The sequence below is a fragment of the Hydrogenophaga sp. genome (genome assembly GCF_036675665.1).
Taxonomy (GTDB): Bacteria; Pseudomonadota; Gammaproteobacteria; order Burkholderiales; family Burkholderiaceae_C; genus Hydrogenophaga.
The window spans coordinates 115,676-134,895 of record NZ_JAKFEO010000006.1 but is presented as its reverse complement, the minus strand read 5'-3'; the positions used below and the strand labels follow the sequence as shown (position 1 = coordinate 134,895).

Annotated in this window: 1 protein-coding gene; it reads left to right on the top strand. The window is 63.5% G+C overall.

Annotation, left to right across the window (positions count from 1 at the left end; genetic code table 11):
• Positions 1-9: 9 nt before the first annotated feature.
• Positions 10-19,185 (top strand): VCBS domain-containing protein, encoded by a 19,176-nt coding sequence (locus V6M63_RS01060; RefSeq protein ID WP_332738604.1) that lies wholly within the window; start codon positions 10-12, stop codon positions 19,183-19,185.
• Positions 19,186-19,220 lie beyond the last annotated feature (35 nt).

Below are 19,220 nucleotides of genomic sequence, written 5' to 3'. Positions count from 1 at the left end.
GGATTCAACATGGCCATCGATCTCAACGGCTCTTCAGTCGCCGGACAAAACTACATCACCAGCTACCGAGAGGACGATCCAGCGATCGGCATCGTGTCTTCCGATGTCCGCGTGGGCAGCGGCAGTTCGTCCGTGAACACCGACAACATCCGGCACATCCGCATCAGCCTCACCCAGGCCCACGGGGAAGACGAGTGGGTGATCGGAGCCATGCCTGCCGGCATCATCGTCAGCCTGACCCAGAACGGACCTGCGATTGCCGTGCCGTCCACGCTGAACGCCCTCGCAGCCCCATCGATCTATCTGCGCACGGACGGACGGCCCATGCCGGATGCCGATTGGCAAACCGCCCTGAAGGCAATCGGCTTTTTTGCCGACGAGGCCATCGCATCGTCCCGTGAAATCGTCATCCAGGCCCAGAACAGCGCAGGGGCATGGCAAGTCCCCGTCACCACCCAGATCAACATCACCGCCACCAACGACGCCCCCCTGGCAGCCGAAGACACCGGCGTGGCCACGGAGGCCGGTGGGGTGAACAACAGCACGCTCGGGCAGAACGCGACGGGCAATGTGCTTTCCAACGACATCGACCCGGATCCCGGCTCCGTCGCGATGTCCGTCTCCGCCTTCGCCCACGAAGGCTTGAGCGCCGGGCCAGGCACCCGTCTCGAGGGTGCCTATGGCGCCCTGACATTGCAGTCCGATGGCTCCTACGTTTATGTGGTCGATGAGAACAACGCCGTGGTGCAGGGCCTGCGCAACGACAGCTTCTCGGTGACCGACACCTTCAGCTACACGGTCCAGGATGCAGCGGGTGCCAGCAGCACCAGTACCCTGAACATCATCATCAAGGGTCAAGACGACACGCCCTTCGGCATCGCCGTGGGCCAGCATTTCGACGGCACCGCGGCCTCCGTGGTGGCCGACCCGACACCTCTGGGCGTGAGCCGCGATTTCGCCTTTGAACTGCGCGTTTCGCCTTCGAACGGCATTGTTCTCAAGGCGCAAAGCCTCACCGACGTGGCCGGCACCAGCGGGCAGGAATTCGCTGTCACGCCGCTGCACGGCCAGACCACCTGGGGCAGCGTCGAGCATGTGGGCGTGGGTCTCTCGGTGGGCACGAACGGCATTTCGGTGTACCAGCACACAGGCGGCTTGTTGTCTTCGCTGCTCACGTGGAGCGGAACCGTCAACGCCAACACCCATGTGGCGGTGGTGTTCAACGACAACCGCCCTTCCCTCTACCTCAACGGCACGCTCGTGGCCACCGGCCTGCAGAGCAACAAGCTGGTGCATCCGCCCACCGGGGTCGGCGGCAACAACTGGGGCTACTTCGACGGAAGCATCAGCGATTTCGTGGTGTGGCACGGAGCTCTGTCGGCCGCCGACGTGGCCGTGCGCGCGCTCGACCCCAGCCTGTCCGACAGCGCAACGCCCGCCTTGACCCTGCTGCAGGTCCGCATACCGGAAGACGCGGCCGAGGGCACCGTGGTGACCACGGTGCGCGCGCGCGATGTCGACAACAACGAGGTGTTGACCTATGCACTCACCAGCGACGCTCAAGGGCGCTTCCAGATCGACGCCACCACAGGAGAGGTGCGCGTGGCGCCGGGCGCGGTGTTCGATCATGAAACGGCGCACGAGCTGACGCTCACCGTGCGCGCGACCGATCTGGCCAACCAGTCGGTGCTGCACAACTTCACGGTGACGATCGGTGACGTCAACGAAGCGCCCATGCTGGCCAACGACTCGGCCGTGGCGTCGCGCGGCTTCCTGACGCTGATGGTGGACCAGGACCATGGCCTGTGGTGGCTCGACGGCCTGGGTGGCCAGCGCAGCTTCGTTGCCACTGCGAACGAGCCCATTGGGGCCTTGACCCGCACCGCCGAGGGCCTGTACTTCGCCGTCAGCGCCGACACGCTGTACCGGCTCGATCCCGCCACCGGCCACTGCCTGGCGATCGGCAGCTTGAGCACCTCGGGCAACCAGCAGATGACCGGGCTGGCCGCCGCACCCGACGGACATCTGTACGGCGTGAACAGCGTCGGCAACCTCTTTCGCATCAGCGCCACCACCGGCGCGGCCACCTCGCTGGTCAGCGTGAACTCCAGCGTCTCGTCCCATGCCGATGTGGCCCATGTCAACGGCGCCCTGTACTGGACCACCGTCTTCGGCGACCTCATGCGTTACGACCTGGTCACCGGCCAGCACGGCGTGGCCATGACCGGCTTGCCAACGCACGGCGGCCTGTCGAATCTGTCCTTGCTGATGGCCGATGGCGACTACACCTTGTACGCGGTGGATGACACCGCAGGAAAGGTGTACCGCATCGACCTGGGTGACCACACCTTCACCGCCATGGACACCCTGCTGCCCGCGCACACTGCGGGGCAAACGCTGGTGGACGGCGCGGAGACGGCGTCTTCAGGCAACGTCTTCGCCAACGACCCGGCCTCCGACGCGGGTGACCACCACGTCGTGACCGAGGTGCTCTCCGAGAGCCCGCTCGGCAATGGCGGTCCCGCCGGCACCACGATCACCGGGGCCTACGGCACGCTGCTGCTGAAGGCAGACGGCAGCTATGTCTATGAAGTCAACGCCAGCCACGCGGCAGTCAAGGGCTTGAAGACGCCGAGCGACACCCTGGAAGACCGCTTCAGCTACGTTGTGTCCGACAGCGCCGGATTGACCGCAACCGCCCAACTGGTGGTGACCGTGCGCGGCCTCAACCATGCGCCCCAGGTGACCTCGGAGTTTGTGATCGCGGTTGAAGCGGGCGGCGTGCACAACGGGACCCCGGGACACAACCCCAGCGGCAACCTGCTGCACAACGACACCGACGCCGAGAGTGGCGAAGACCTGCGCGTGAGCCGCGTGCTGTACCAGGGAACTCCTCTGGCCCTGAGCACGCAGCAGGCGCTCAACTACGGCACCCTGACGATCGACGAAGACGGCACGTACAGCTATGTGGTGAACCAGTCCAACCCCGCGGTGGAGGCGCTGCGCACCAGCCTGGACACACTCACCGAGACCATCACCTACCAGGTCGCCGATGTGGACGGCGCGACCCAGACGGGCACGCTGACCATCCGCATCGAAGGCCGAGACGACGCGCCCGTGGCCCTGACCGAGGTGGTCATCGCCGTCGAAGCCGGTGGAGTGCACAACTCCACGCCCGGAATCGATCCCACCGGCCATGTGATCGACGCCGGTACAGATGTTGACGACGCCCCCGGGAACGTCCGCGTGAGCCAGGCGCGCACGCAGGTGAACCTGATCCGCAACGGCAGCTTCGAGCAGGCCCCTGGCTCCGCCGAGGGTTCACTCCTGACAAGCGCCATGCCGCACTGGACCAATGGCGGCGCCACCAACATCAAGTTCTCCCGCGACGACACCGCCAGTGACGGTCGGGTGTCGGTCGACCTCGATGCGTGGACCGCGCTCGACAGCCTGCGCCAGAGCAACATTGCCACGCAGGTGGGCAGGACCTACGAACTGCAGTTCGACCTGGCTCCGCGCGCGGGCTACAACGGCACAACGGTGGAGGTGTACTGGAACGACCAACTGGTCGGCTCGGCGCAAGTCGACGGCAGCGGATGGACCACGGCAAGCTTCCAGGTCACGGCGCTGGGCAACGACAGCCTGCGTCTGGCCGAGCTCGCCTCGGAGAACGACACCGGCGGACCACGCATCGACAACGTGCGCCTCTACCAGAGCGGCGTCGACCAGGCGCTGCGAGGCCAGTACGGCACGCTGACGCTCAACGAAGACGGCTCCTACCAATACAACGTGGACCAGTCCAACGCACAGGTGCAAGCCCTGCGCCGGCCTGAAGACACGCTGCAGGAAAGCTTCACCTACACCCTCATCGATGCGGCGGGCCTGACCAGCACTTCTACCCTCGCGGTGACCGTGGGAGGAAAAAACGATGCCCCTGAAGCGCTCGTTCTCGGACGCATCTTCAACGGCGACAGCGCCTCCGTGATCACCGGCACGCCTCTGGCGGCCTCGCGGGACTTCAGCTTCGCGCTGAACGTCAGCCCGCTGGAAAACATCACGCTGCACGCCCAAAGTCTCAGCGGCACGGTCGGCACCAACGGCCAGCACTACGCCTTGTCGCCGTTGCAGGGCCAGGCGGTCTGGGGCAGCACCCAACACGCGGGCCTGGGCCTGTCCGTGGGCAGCAACGGTATTTCCGTGTACCAGCACACCGGCAATCTGCTCTCACCGCTGCTGACCTGGAGCGGCACCGTCGGCGCCAACACCCATGTGGCCGTCAACGTGATCGACAACCGGCCCGCTCTGCATGTGAACGGCCAACTGGTGGCCACCGGTCTGCAGAGCAACCATCTGCTGCACCCACCCACCGAAGTCGGTGGCATCAGCTGGGGCTATTTCAAGGGCAGCATTCACGACGTGCAGGTGTGGAACGGCGCTCTCACCTGGAGCAACGGCGTGGCCACACCCGCCAGCTCCACCCCGCTGTTCAGTGCCGCAACGCTCAGCTTGAGCGAAAACAGCGCAGCCGGCACGGTGGTGACCGGACTGCGCTCCAGCGACGTCGACGCTGGCGACACCCTGACCTATTCGCTGGTGGAGGACGGCGGTGGCCGCTTTGTGGTGAACGCCAACACCGGCGTGGTGTCGGTGGCCCCGGGCGCGGTGCTCGACCACGAGGCCGTGGGCAGCATCCCCCTGAAGGCGCGCGTGACCGACACCGGCGGGTTGTTCCAGGAAATTTCCTTCACCGTGGAGATCGCCGACATCAACGAAGCCCCCATGGGCGTCAACGCCGAAGCGGTGATGAACGAAGACAACCAGGTCCGCATCGGCGTGAGCCGGGCATTGGACATCCTGGTCGGTGGCATTGCCTCTCCGGCCGTTCGCATCGACAGCATTCCTGTTGGCGGCTCGTTGACGCTGGACAACCAGCCCGTCGCGGTGGGACAGGTCGTGGCAGCCGCCGACGCCGTGCGCATCCAGTTCAAACCCGCGCTGTTTGCCGACTGGTTCCACAACCTGAGCGACCCCGACAGCGGTGACACGGTGTCTGCCGTGCGCATCATCTCGCTGCCCAGCGCAGCGCAGGGTCAATTGCTGTTCGACGGCCAGCCGATCAACCCCGAAAACGAAGTGATTCTCCGGGCCGACATCGACAAGCTGAGCTTCGAGCCCGCACTCAACCACAACGGGGATGCCACCTTCACCTACCGCGCCATCGACAGCCGTGGCACGACGCAGCAGGGCGAAGCCAGCACCTTCACCATCCATGTGCTGCCGGTCAACGACACCCCGGTCATCGCACCCACGCTGAGCATCGACGTCCACGAAGGGTCGTGGACCCTGCTCGAAGGACTGCACGTCAGCGATGTCGATTCTGGCGAGTCGGTGATCAGCGTCACCTTGAAGGTCACCAACGGTGCGATCCACATAGGCCAGTTGGGTGGTGGCGTGGAAGTCGAGGGCGACGGCACCACCAACGTTGTGCTGCGAGGCACGATGGCTGATGTAAACGACGCGTTGCTGCACCATGTGGGGTACGTGTCCGAGTTCTACGAGCCTGAAGAGATCGTGTCGGAGATGCAGGTGCTCAGCCCCTCGGGCACGGAAGACCCGATCGTCAGGGTATTGTTCACAACCCCTGTCGGCACATTCAAGGCCGATGCAGCGGATGGCGTCACGCTCACCGGCAACGGAACCGACGCCCTGGACGTGGAAGGCCGTGCCAGCGTGGTGGGGCCTTACATCCTCAACCAGCACATCTCGCGCGACATGCCCATCGCCACGAGCATGCTGACCATGACGGTGGACGACATGGGCAACACGGGCATGGATCCGGGCCTCACCGCAAGCGACACCAGCGAGCAGGACGTTCGCGTGATCGAGTTGGCCGTGGTGCCGGTGGGCCTTCCGCTCTTCCCACCCGAACAGCTGGGCGCTGGATTCACCAACCCGGCAGGTCCCCATGCCGGTGGCGCTGCGTCGGTCGGCGTTGTGGCAAGCACGCCCATCGGCGCTCCCCTGACGCTGGCGCTGGGCGATGTGTCTGCCATCACCAACCCAACCGATCCCACGAACGGCCAGCAGGCTCAAGATGCCGCCGCACAACAACGGCAATCGCTTCATGACTCCCTGCACCCGACCGCCGAAAGCCTGAGGCACCACTGGCAGGAAATCGTGCGGTGGTTGCCGCCGACGGGTGTGCAGCAAGACGGAAGCCATGAAGTCAACCCCAGCGAGCCACTTGCTCCGGAGATACAGGCCAATCCATTCTTTCTGTTCTTCGTGTTTTGGGATCTGGCCGAGACGCTGTACCTGTACAGCGAATTCCGACCGAACCAGAGAGATCTGGATGGTCAGGTTCTACCGCCGCCGCTCAACACCCTTCCCCAGATCTTCTATCCAGATGAACCGTTTCAACTGCTGGAAGACCACACGGTCCGGATCAACAACATTTCCTTCGCCGACGCTGAAGCTGCCCGCCGCGGCAAGGTGTGGGTCCGGTTCGATCTGTTGGAGCCCGGCACCCTGTCGGTCGACACAAGCGGCTATCCCGGGATAGGTGTGGGTGGCAACGCCACCTCGTCACTCACGCTCACCGGAACCATCAACGAACTCAATGGGTTCATGGCCAGCCTGGGCGTGACATACAGTGCCGCCGCGCATGCCAATGGCTTGAAGCATCTTCAAGTCACCATCAATGACATGGGACTTTTGGGCCGTGACCCCGGAACGAGTGGGGATGGCCACAGTGAGGAGGCCACCACGATCCTCGCGCTGGACATCACACCGGTTTCCGATGCGCCCGAGGGTCAGGACAGCGTCGTCGAGATGCTGTATTCAAACTCGTTGGTCCTGTACCCCGAACGATTCGGCTTTCACGATGTCGACGGCGATGCTTTCACGGGTGTGCAGATCACCGAATTGCCGGCATCAGGCCAATTGCTGCTCAACGGCCAAGCCGTCGAACCCGGTCAAGTGATCATGGCCCAGGCCATCGAGGGCTATCAGCTGGTGTACGTGCCCGACGCGAACCTGCAGGGTGCACCCGTGCATCCCCGCATCGGGTTTCGCGTCATGGACTCAGGCTCGACAGAGAACGACGGCCAGACCATGGCCGCCTCGACCAACTACCTGAACTTGCAAGTTCAGTACCCGCCCTCTTTGAGTCTGAGCACCGCTTCGATCACGTTCGATGAAGCGAGCGGGCAGGCCGTGGCCTGGATGAATGGCGCCCAATTGAGCGATCGCAGCAGCGTCGACGCCAGCTTGAAGACGGTCTGGATCCAGACTGGAACGCTCGCCTATGGTGACCACTGGGGCTTTGACCCTGCCTGGCTGGCATCGATCAGCGCTCAAGGCCCCCTGCCCTTCGAACGCATCGAACAGGGCAATGGCGTAACCGCCATCAACTTCTCCGCGGGTGCCACGCCTGGCTTCGTGCAGGCGTTGCTCGACGCGCTGGTGTTCGACATGCAGGCGCCCAATGCCACCGAAGGCACACGCCACTTCACCGTCTCGGTGGAGGATGTGGACGGCAGAAGCAGCGAGGCTGTGGTGGTCGAAATGACGGTGGTCAGCGTGCTGGGCGAAGCCATGCGCGTGCTCGAAAACGCCCATGCCGATCTGATGCAAAGCTTCGAGCAGACCGTCTCGGGCGCGGCTGGCGAGGTGAACCTGCGCGAAGGCGTGTTGACCTGGTTTGAAGCCCGGGTGGCTTTGGCCGAAGCAATGTGGAGCACGCTTGCCCTGGCCGCTGTCCAGAACGGCATCTACAGCTTCGGTCCTTCGATCCGCCAGGCATTCGATGCCCTGACGCTCGGTGTGTCCGATCTCGCTGCGGCACTGGGTCAGAACATCCAGTTCCCGGCGACACTGCCATGGCTGCAGACGGTGAACCAGGGTACGCAAGTCGAGATGCTGCAAGCCGACATGCCGCAGTGGCTTGGTCGCGTGGCACAGGCACAGGTTCAAGGCATTCAGGCCATCTACGCCGAACTCAAGTCCATGACGAACCCCGTCGGCACCCACAGCGCTGGATCGGGCGACGACGCGGTGCTCGCCTACGACCTGGGCGAGGCCACCGCGTTGACGCACTGGCTCAGAAACCTGGGTATCGAGCCGGTCATCACGTCGGTGTCGGGAGATCCGGCCACCGCGCTCGCTCAATCGGGCTCGGCATGGGTGCAAACCACGGATGGTCACGTCTGGTTGCGCGCAGACCAACACCAGCAATTGAATCGACAGATTGAAGCGGCGCGCCTGGAGCAACTGGACGGCGCAATCACCCCCCTGGAGAGGACGGTGCTCGCCCTGCTGAGCGGAACACCGTCCGAAAGCGGCCTGCTGCGCTGCGACGCAGAGCTGCTGGATCTTCTGCAAAAGATTGGCGTTTCCGTTTCAACAGACGACCTTGTCTCCCTGCAACCCACCGACGACCCGGTGGCGCTTCTCATGCCGCCCGGGCGCATCGGCCTGAGCGCTGACGGTACCCTGCTCATGTCGCCCTTGACCCAGCAGCAGCTCATGCAATCGCTGACCGAGGTGGCCAAAGCCGATGTCAGCGTCACATCGCCATTGCTGCAGTTGCACAGGCACCTGGGTACCCTGCTCGCTGCTGACGGCGTGGTGACGATCGATGCGGACACGGTGCAATCGATCACCCGCAGCGATCTGGCCGTGCGTCTGAGCAGCTCGGCGAGCGACATCGACCGCTTCGGTACCGCTGTTGCACATCCCACGAACGGCACCTGGCAGGTGACGCCGGCCACACTGGCGGGCTGGCAGCAGCAGTTGCAGGTGATGACCCAACTGTCCAACCCCATCGCGCCCTATTCCGTTGCGCACAGCGACGTGCTGCACCTGCAAGCCCAACTCGAAACCCCTGGGCAAGAGAGTTTGTACGGCCATGCCTTCGTCCGACTGGCCTTGTCACCGTTGCTCGGCAATCTGCTGGCATCGCAAGGCCTTGAAATTCACCAGGCGGTGGGCTATTCCTCCGCCGAACGCGATCTGCTGATTGCGCCTCGCGTGCAATCAGAGCCTCGCCTGGTACTCGCACTGGAAGCGGACCACGTCCTCGTGCCCGCATCGGTCGCATTGCAGTTGGGCCATGCGCTGGAACGCTCGCTGCACGACACCGGCCTTCGCCTGGGTGAACTGCCTCCCATCGACGTGCCCGTGGCCTCGAACGCTCCGGCTTCGCTGGCGCAGCAGCTCTCGCAGGCCGTGCACGCCCAGGCCATGGAGCAGGTGCTGAAACAGACCGATCGGCTGCCCACCGGCGAAGTGATGCAGCTGTGGAAAGCCGCCGCCCAGGCGCTGGCACCCGCCCTGGGCCTCACCGCCGAAGTGTCGATTCCCGCTGGCCAGGAGCCTGCGGTGCCGGGAATGGCCCTGGAGGTTTCGGCACGCCGCTGGGTGGCCGAACTGCGCGAGCTGGGTCTTGATGTCCGGCTGGTGGATGCGGCAGACGTGGCCAATGGGGCACCCGCAGGTGTCTGGCATGTGGCCGCCGATGCCCAAGGCCGTGCGCTCATGACGAGTTCAGCGCATGCCGCGCTGACCCAGACCCTGCTGATCCAGAACCACGCCAGCCGTGCTGCGCTGGCCGAGGGTCTGGTGGACCTGCTGACCCGCACGGATGTCCAGCACTCCCTCTCGGTGATCGATGCCGATGGTCAACTGCGCACGCTCACGGCCGCGGGTGCCTCCCAGATGGGCTTGGCACTCGTTCCGCTGTCCATCGTCGAAGCACTCGCTGCCCTCGGCATCGCATTGCCCACCACGCTGCTGCGCTCTGCCACGCCGAGCGAAGTCAACGACGTGGTTCGTCTGGGCACCGAGCCCGACACCATGCTGGTCGACCCTGAGCGCTCGCTGGCGCTGTTGAGCCACGACACGCTGATGCGCCTGGCCCAAGACACCGTGCTCCAGCGCATCGCCGCCGACGAAGCGCGCTACACGCTGGACCCCGATTCGGTTCCGGCCGGCACTTCACCCCGCACCCTCGCGCTGAACACCGCGGGCATGGCCGAAGCCCTGCAGGCGCTGGACAACGCCAGCGTGCAATCCGACGGGCTGGTGCGCCTCACCGTCTCCACGACGCAACTGCTGCGCGCTGGTCTGGCCGTGAATGAGTTGGACAACATCACCGGTGGTGCCAGCGCCTGGCCCGCCCTGCTCAGCGCCGCCACCATGACGGTGGTGGCCGACCCAGCACAACCCGGCACCTTGCTCACGAGCCAGACCACGCTGGACCGTCTCGTCGAGTTGGCCAGCCTGAACCTCGAAGTGGTGACCGCCGTGCAGAGCGGCAGGCCTGTTCCCACGTCCAGCGATCTGGCTGCCGCATGGCAACTGCGCGAAACGATCGGCGATGGCCTTCGCATCACCACGGAAGGCACGGTGCTCATCGAAAACGCCACCGAGCTGCTGGTCACGCTCACCCACTTCGGGGTGGCGTACACGGTGGTGGGCCAAGTGAGCGACAGTTTCAGCGACGCGCTCGATGCGCTGGCGCGTTCCACGTCCCATGGCGTCGTGACCGTGGGCAACGGTACCGATGTCCGCGTATCACAGGCCACCTGGCAGAGCTGGATGACCGCTGTGGAACAAGCCGTGCGCGCACAAGGCGGTGCCGCCCTGCTGGACCGCTGGACGCCCGAGGGCACGCAGGCGCCACTGGCCGCCACCGACTGGCGCGCCACCACCAATGAGGTCGCCAGCCATGACGCCTTGATCGATTTCATCAACGCGGCCTCGCTGAATGCGACCTTCACGGCCGGCACCATCAGCAAACTGTGGTCATGGCCGGCAGGTAGCGCCACAGGCTCGATCGCCGAGTGGCAATCGCTCATCGGTTCAGACTACGTTTTGCAGGATGTGGGCGTCATCGACCCCCTCTCGGCCAGCGGACAGGACGCCTTGAGAAGCGCGCCCTACGTGGTCGGTCACGACGCAGTGGGTCGGTTGTGGGTCAGCGACCACATGCACCGGATTCTGATGATCACGCTGACCGAACGCCTTGAAGAAAGCCGTGAAGCCCTGCGCGCCCAGGCGCTGGACAGCCTGGTGACCCATCCGGTGATCGACGGCGTGGCGCGCTGGTCTGACGGCGCACTGATACACGCCTTGCAGCGACTGGGCCTGCTCGATGCGGACACCTTGCGCCTGCACGATGTGCCCGGCGCGCCCAGCCTGACCTTCGTCGACGCCACCACAGTGGCCCTGGACGCTGCCACCCGCGACGCCGTGATCGTTCGCCTGGGCGAAATGGCCGTGCTCACCGATTCACAACAAGACCACGCCGTTCAATGGCTGGACGCTGTCAACACCGCCCTCCAGACACTGAACATCGGAACGGGACAACTCATCAGCGTGCCCGCGGGCAACCTTCTCCTGGCCAGCGTGGGTCTGGAAGGGTTCACGCTGAAACCCTACCCCACCGCTGACCTGGTGGCGCGATCACAGGCGGTCATCGGAACCATCCTCACCGCTGCCGACGGCACGCTGCACATGCAGCCACAAACCCTGTTGATGCTGCAGGCACAACTCAAGGGCTTGACGCATGCTCGGACAATCGGCGAGGCATCGGAAGCCGTTCATTTCCCTCACCTGGCTCAGGTGCTCACGGCGCTCTCGTTGGCCGCCGCGCAACCCGCATTGCTGAGCGGCTCCTTCGAGGATTCCGACATCCACTGGGGCCAGTCCCTTGCGGATTGGCACGCCGTGCCGGATGCCCGGATCGAGACGCTCGATCAGCTGCTGGGTCGGGATTTGCTGTCCTATCTGAAGAGCCAGGGCGTCCCCTTGACGGTGCTCGACCCCACCATGCTCATCGATGCGGCGCAAACGGGCCTCATCCACCGTCCGTTCACGGTGATCTCCGACCTGCAAGGCCATCTGCTCATGTCACCCCAGACGCTGGAGCAGATGGGCCACCACCTTGTGAAGCAGCTGAAGCAATCCACCGGTCTGGACTGGACCGAGGTGTTCGACACCCGATCCGGCACCGTCAATGCCCTGGCATCGTTGTTCGACACGGTCGATGACGTCAGCAGCATCGACAAGCGAGCCCTGCAGCAGAACACCACCACCAACCATGAGCAGGCTCGCCAGGACACCATCAACGTGTTCAACCAGCTGCTGCGCTCCGAGCCCGCACCGGCAGACAACGGCACCCTGGTGCTGTTGGGAAGAAATTTCACCTCCGCCGCGCTCGATGTCCTGCTGTTGAAGCTGGCCGACTACGGATTGCCTCACAGCATGGTGGAACTGGTGACCACCACCAATGGCACGGTGCTCGATGGCCAGTACGCCGTTCAAGGCACCCAGTTGCTGACGACCAAGGCCACCGCGCTCGAACTGGTGAGGGCCGCCGATCTGCTGTTGCGTACCGTGCAGATCGAACAGCAACGCGAACTGATCGAGCAACTGACCGGGCAGACCTACGCGGGCGCGCCCGGTCTGCCTTTCGTGCAGATGACCAACACCACCGCGCTCACGGACGCGCTGTCGCTGCGCCAGATTTCCGCCGTCACGGTCAAGGACGTGAACGGCACGCTGCACACCGTGGCATTCGAAGAGTTGGTCCAGGTGCGTCCAGACCCGACCCGAGGTATCAACACCACGGTCAGCCTGATCGACCTGCAAGGCCAGCCCTTCAGTGCCCAGGCCAGCGAGACCGACGCCGCCTGGCAGCGCCTGGTCGACGGGGAGGCCTATGGTGTGAAAGCCAGCGGGGATGCGTTCATCTCCATGGTCTTGCGCAACGAATTGCTGGAGCAGGCCCTCTCGGGAACCACCGCGTCCACAGCAGTGGTCGCGCAGCACCTGCTCGCGGGCCTGAACAACGCCACGCTCGACAACGGCATGCAGGTGGTGGAGAGCTATGGCCTGACGTCGTTCCTCAAGGATCTGGGCATTCCCACGCTGGTGGCCACTTCCAGCTCCGGTCTGGTCACACCGGGAGCGATCCTTTCATTGGGCGACAACCGCTTCGGCATGTCCAACACCACCCTGGAACAGATCGTCGAGAAGGTCGAACAACGTTCGCTGCACAGCGCCGCTCTGAACCAGCAACTGCTGGCCATGCTCGACGATGGACAGGCGATCTACAACGCGTCCGACTGGCTCGAGAGCCAGAGCGAAACGCAACTCGGCAGTCGCCTGGCCCTCACCAGCGGAGTCGTCGAAGGCAAGCTGGTGATCAGCGTGACCTTGTCCGATGCCATCGTTCTCGCCATGCAGCAGGCCCAGGTGATCGGCGCCCCTCCCGACCCCATGGGCACCACCCAGAACGACTACAACGCGTTGTACGAGCCGGGTGAGGTGCGTCGGGTCACATCCAGCGTTGCGGGTAGCCAGGTGCTGGTGATGACCACCGAGACCTGGTCACAGCTGCTAACCAGATGGGAAGCTGCACAGCCGTCACCAGGCCAAGGTGTGGTGATGGTCGACAACGCCGGTTTTCAGGTTCTGCTGGAGAAGGCGGGCCTCACGCCGATCACCACCACGCAACTGAAGGCCAACGGCACAGCCACCAACCATTTCGACACGTTCTCCGAGTTCAGCAAGGCGTTGCACGAGTCACTGGACGGCACGCTGTTCATTGATGCACGGAACCGGGTGTGGATGACGGTGGAGACGCACCGCTCGCTGGAGCTGCCTGCGCAAGCCGCAGCCAACGCCGCCGACTGGCCCTTGCTCACGCAAAACCCCGGTTCGGTCGCCGACGATCTGGCGCGGTACGAGTTGCTCATGCCGCTGTTCAGTGGCAACCGGATGGCCGAGGAGCCCGCAGGCGGAGCCTCGGGCTGGAAGGGCTACTCGCTCAACGCCACCGAAGTGGCTTGCCTGCAAGACCTCGGCATCACGCTGAGCGCCCCTGCCACCCCGTTGACGTCCCTGTCCCAACTGGCATTCGCGCCCGCATACACCACACAGGCTGACGAAGCCGGCAACCAATGGATCGACGCCCGCACCTACGAACTGGTGAGCGACCTGGTGCAAGGGCGCGGCCACGCGCTGATTGCGTCGCTGTTCCAGAACACCTGGGAACGCATGAGCGTGGTGGATGACAACGGCAACACCCAGGTGTGGTGGCGCAGCACCGCCGCCGACGGGGAACTCTTCGAGCAATCCCTCTCGCTCACCGGGCTCACGCTGTCCCACCGCACCGATCTGAACGGCACCGACCCGGTGCTGGACCTGCTGGACGATGGTGCCGCCTACGCCCGGGACCCACTGGGTCGGGTCTTCGTGTCGGACGCCACGCACGCCAGCCTGCAGGCCGCGCTGGAACGCGTGACACTCCAGGCCGAGTCGGGCTACCTGACCCAGTCGTTCGCCGCGCTCAACCAGTTCGTGCTCAGCGAGGGCCTTGATCTGGTGCGCGTGACGGACCTGGCACTGCAGGAGGCGATCTACCATCACCCGGATATTCAGGTGAACACCGGCCCGGTGGACTTGCTGAACCTCTCGACAGACCAGCTCAAGCTCCTGCAAGCCCGGGCGGTGAACGTGCTGGACGACGGTCAGGGCAACTACTACCTCACGCGAACGGCAGCCAACCGCCTGGCTGGCGCCCTGGCCAACGGCATCCCCGAACTGAAAGATGCCGAACTGGCGCTGCCCGCCGGACCAGCGGTGGTGCAGGTGCGCGGTGCCCAGGCACTCGACTTCATGGAAAGCCGCCTGGGCATGACGCTGAGCGTGCTTACCGATGCGCTGGGCCTGCCCGTGGATACCGCCAAGGTGAGTGCAGCAAGCCTCACGCATGCCCAGCGCGAATGGCTGAACAGCCATCCGGGCGCCGTCGTGCAGGACCGCGATGGCCATCTGCTGATGTCGGCACAGACGTTTGAATCCACCCGGGAACAAGCGAGCCAACAACTGGCGCGCACCGACGAGCAGATAGCCGAGCAACTGACCGAAGCCCTGTCCTCCGCAGTGACGTCTCAGGTCGGTACAGGCAATGGCACGCTCACCGATGCCGTGGTCACGCTGTCGGGCCCGGCCGCTGGCTGGATAGACCTCCTGCGGGAAATGCAGATGTCCATGGAAGTGCAGTTGCTGAGCACCACCACAACCGGCGACACCAACTACGCTGCCTTGTTTGCCAGCCCCAACCCACAGCTGGGCATCGACATGCACGGGCAATTGGTGATGCAGGCATCGCTGCGCGACACCTTGCTGCCAGCCGTGGCAACCATCGGCCTGCGCACCCACGCTATCGCGTCGGGCCATCTGAGCCTGGTCGACGCCATCGCCTACGACGGCGCGGTGACGGGCGGCGCCGACTCCCTGCCCCACCCCGCCTCGGCCTACTACGAAAGCTCGGCGGCCACCAGCGGCTGGGCGCGTTGGTACGGCGTGGCCACGGGGGCCCGTGCCTACCTCAGCGCCGACATGTACATCGACAACAAGTACGGCGCGAAGTACCAGGAGTTGTTGGGCGAAGCGCTCAACAACCCGACGGCCATGGTGAATTTGATGGGCAAAGGGGTGAGGGTGCCCGAGGCATACATGCTGCTGGCCTATCTGGAAGACCCGGTGGGATCCCCGAGAACGATGTCCGACCACATCCTGAAAGACGACGATTTCGAGCTGTCGCAATTCAAGGAGGAAGTTCAGGTCATTGACGATCTTGTTCACATTGGTCAAAACATTGCCTCCAACAACATCTATGCCAACTGGGGGGACACCATCCGCGTGCAACTCAATGACATGCGGGGCGCATTCCTTCGATACGAACGCGCCAATGACGTTTTGCGAAATGGCATGCTGGATGGCGTGGTGACAGAGCTGATGCACGACACCTACGATAAATCATTGAATGCATTCAGATTCCGTGCAGAACAGCTGCTGAATCAACTCAAGACCTATGTCGCTCCTTTTGGAAGAGCTGGACTGGCCGACTATCTTTTCAGCAATGAGATCACCAATGCCGCCATCCAGATCAAACGAACCTTGGATGGTTTGGAGCAGCAGGACATTGCAGGAGGGCGGACCATTCACTATCTGGAGCATGCCCGTGAAACCATTGAAGCGTCGCAATTCATGCTCAGAGATACAACCGTTGATTTCGAAACCGCGTTGAACAACGCACTGACAGCACCAGCGATCGCGAAAGCCGATTTCAAAAATCAAGTTCTGGCAGAAATCGCAGACGAGAAATCGATCAACGATGCCGTCACTCAAGCACAAAAAGCCCTGCAACAGCAGCGACTGGTGTCGTCGCTAGGCCGAATACTCTTCCAATTGGGAAGCCAGGCGGTCGATACGGGTTTGCAGATCAAAAAAGCCAACTCGCTGCTGGGAGATTCCCCCGAGGCCGATGCGCTGCGCAAACAATACCTCGCGGGGGCAGCTGCCACCGGTTTTTCCGCTGCCGGGGGATTCTTCTCTGCGTTGCAGGTGCCCGTGGCGTCGTACCGTGGCTGGGTTGACGTGCCGCAAACCTTCAATTGGCAGGTATTTCGCGAGTATTTCACGAAGACAAACATTCTTCAGTCCACATTCGTGGGACCGGGAATTCTCTGGAATCACGGCACCGACCTCCCGTTGCGGGCATCCATCAAGGAACAGCTTTTCGAAAAAATCCGGGAAGGCATCCATCTCTCAAGCGAGACCAACAAAGCAACCGGCAGCATCTATTTTCTGGCCAATATCGTTGGCATGTTGGCTGGTTTGGCGCAAATGGCTCAAGGTGCCTATACACCCGATCACATGGGCAATTATTTGATGGTCCGGGGCATGGTGAGTTTTCTGGCCGGGGCTCCCTCCCTGTTGGCTGATGCCTTCGGAGCCCTCTCCAAAAATCCGGCCTTGATCAATCAAGGGGCTTACCTGAATGCAGTGGGTCATGTGGGGCTGCAGATGGGCCTGCCCCTGATGGACGCCCTCGCATACCTGGTGCTGTACTACGGCTTCAACGACCCCAACGTGTCTGCCGGAACGCTGGCCAACAGCCTCCTCAGCGCCGTCCTGTATGGCGTGGGTTTGGGCGTCATATCCGCCAACTGGCCCATCGGTCTGTCGCTGATGGTGGCCGCCAACATCGATTTTTCCGCAGTGTTTGCAGCCATCACCGACTCTGCCAGCTACCACGCGCTGACAGAACAGGGCCGCGCTCAGGAAGCACAGGTCGCGAACGAACAATGGTGGCGGGATCTCTTCAAATCCATCCCGGTGATCAACACCGTGTTGTGGCCATGGTGGGCCCACGAGGCACATGCCGGTACACCCACCGAACTCACGCGCGCGGAATACGAGCAGGCGGTGACAGAACGTGTGAAGGCGCTGGAGACCACCGACAAGAAGCTTTCGCAGCACGCCCTGGAAATCGCCCAGATGGTCAAGGCCGAGGATCAGTTTTACCTGATTGAAGGCTGGATTGACGACTTCCCATATCAGATCAACGACGGCATCCGCGTGATCAAGAGCGTGGTGGTGAGCGAGGTGAGCGAGGGCGTGGCCAACACACAGGCCGACGTGAGGTTTTATGACGCCAGCGTCGACATCACCGGGGCTGCCAACAACTTCCGCAACGAAGCCGTGATCACCGTGGCGTTGCCCAACCTGACTGGGGGTCTGGCCACCTATTACATAGCCCCGGAGACCACGGCCCAACTGTCGTTGATCACCGACCCGGTGCGAGCGGCCAACATGCTGATCGATACCAGCGGTTCTTCGGCCGATTCGGGCAATCGCTTCCTGGTCTACAACGCCCGCGTGGCCATTGTGGGTGGTGCGGGGGACGACGAGTACCTGCTCATGCAGGCGCTCACCCCCGAACTCAACAGCAAGGGCAAGAGAGTCGTCGGCTACATCCAGGATGGGTGGTCTGGATTCGGGAGCGACCTGGTGAATTTCACGTATGCCGAGAACGCGGTGAGCATTCATACCGGCGTGTCCTACAACGGCCTGACCGCCTACGACGGCATCCGCCAGTTCGTGGGCAGCTGGCAGGCGGACTTCATCACCCGCTACGCCAGCCACCGTTCCGACGCCACGGTCGTGATCGATGCCGCCACGGGCACGGGACGCGATCTGATCGACCTGCGCGGCGGCAACAACATCGTGATGCTGGGCAGCGGGGTGGTGCGGCTGGGCGAGTCGGGCGTCGATGCTGTCGCCACCAACGCCCAGAGCGTGGGCATGACCGTGGACCTGGAGGGCGAACGCCTGAAGGGACCCTGGAAGACGAACGAAGCTGAGTATTCCCGCCTCTTCGACAACACGTTCGACGCCACCAATGACAACGTGATCAACGTGATGACCACCCAGGCGGTCAATCCGTCGGTGCAGGTGTATGGCAGCGCATTTGCCATGGACACCCTGGCTTTCTCCTTGCTCTCCACAGGCGTCGACCTGCAATTCAACACCACCAACGACACCTACCGGTTTTTCAGCTACGGTCAAGGCACCACAGGGGCCGGTCTGGGTTTTGCCGACACCCACATCGACAAGCTGATCGGCTCGACCTACGCCGACCGCATCGTGATCGACAGCAGCAACGCCACCCTCAAGCAAATCCAGGGCGGCGGAGGCGATGACTACATCCAGGTGAACCGCTCGGGTCTGACGATCGAAACCAACGATGGCCGCAGCAACGTGGTGTTGGGCAGCGCGGCAACCAGCAGCCAGGTGTTTGCCGGCGTGGGCACGCAGGTGGTGGTGGACACGGATGTGGCCACTGCGCTGGCCAGCGACAAGATCACGGTGGTCATCGACCACAACCTGCCAGGCGTGGCACCGGAAGACGGGACCACCCGATTGGACGCGCGCACGTCCAATGTGGCCCTGTACGTGCGCGCCAATGCGGGTTCGGTGGACATTGACCTGGGCACGGGCGACGCCACGGTCGAGATCGGCGAGAACGTGACTCAGGTCGTGATCCGCGACACCAGCGCCGATATCGGCCAGTTGCAGCTGTTGTTCCGCAACGCAGACCAGTCGTTCGACCTGATCGACGATCTGCAAGCGGTGAACGGCACCTGGGGCCACTTCTCGCGGGACACCACCAACACGCAGGTGTTCCATAGTGTGTGGACCAGTTCGAGCGGGCGACAGGTGGACATCCGCATCGAAGCGGCCGATGAGTCTCTGGACGAAGTGTTCATCGGTGGGGCTTTTGCAGCAGCGAGCACCTATCAGCAGCTTGAACAGCTCGTGGCCTGAAATACAGGGCGCGAACATGGTCAACGATGAACTCT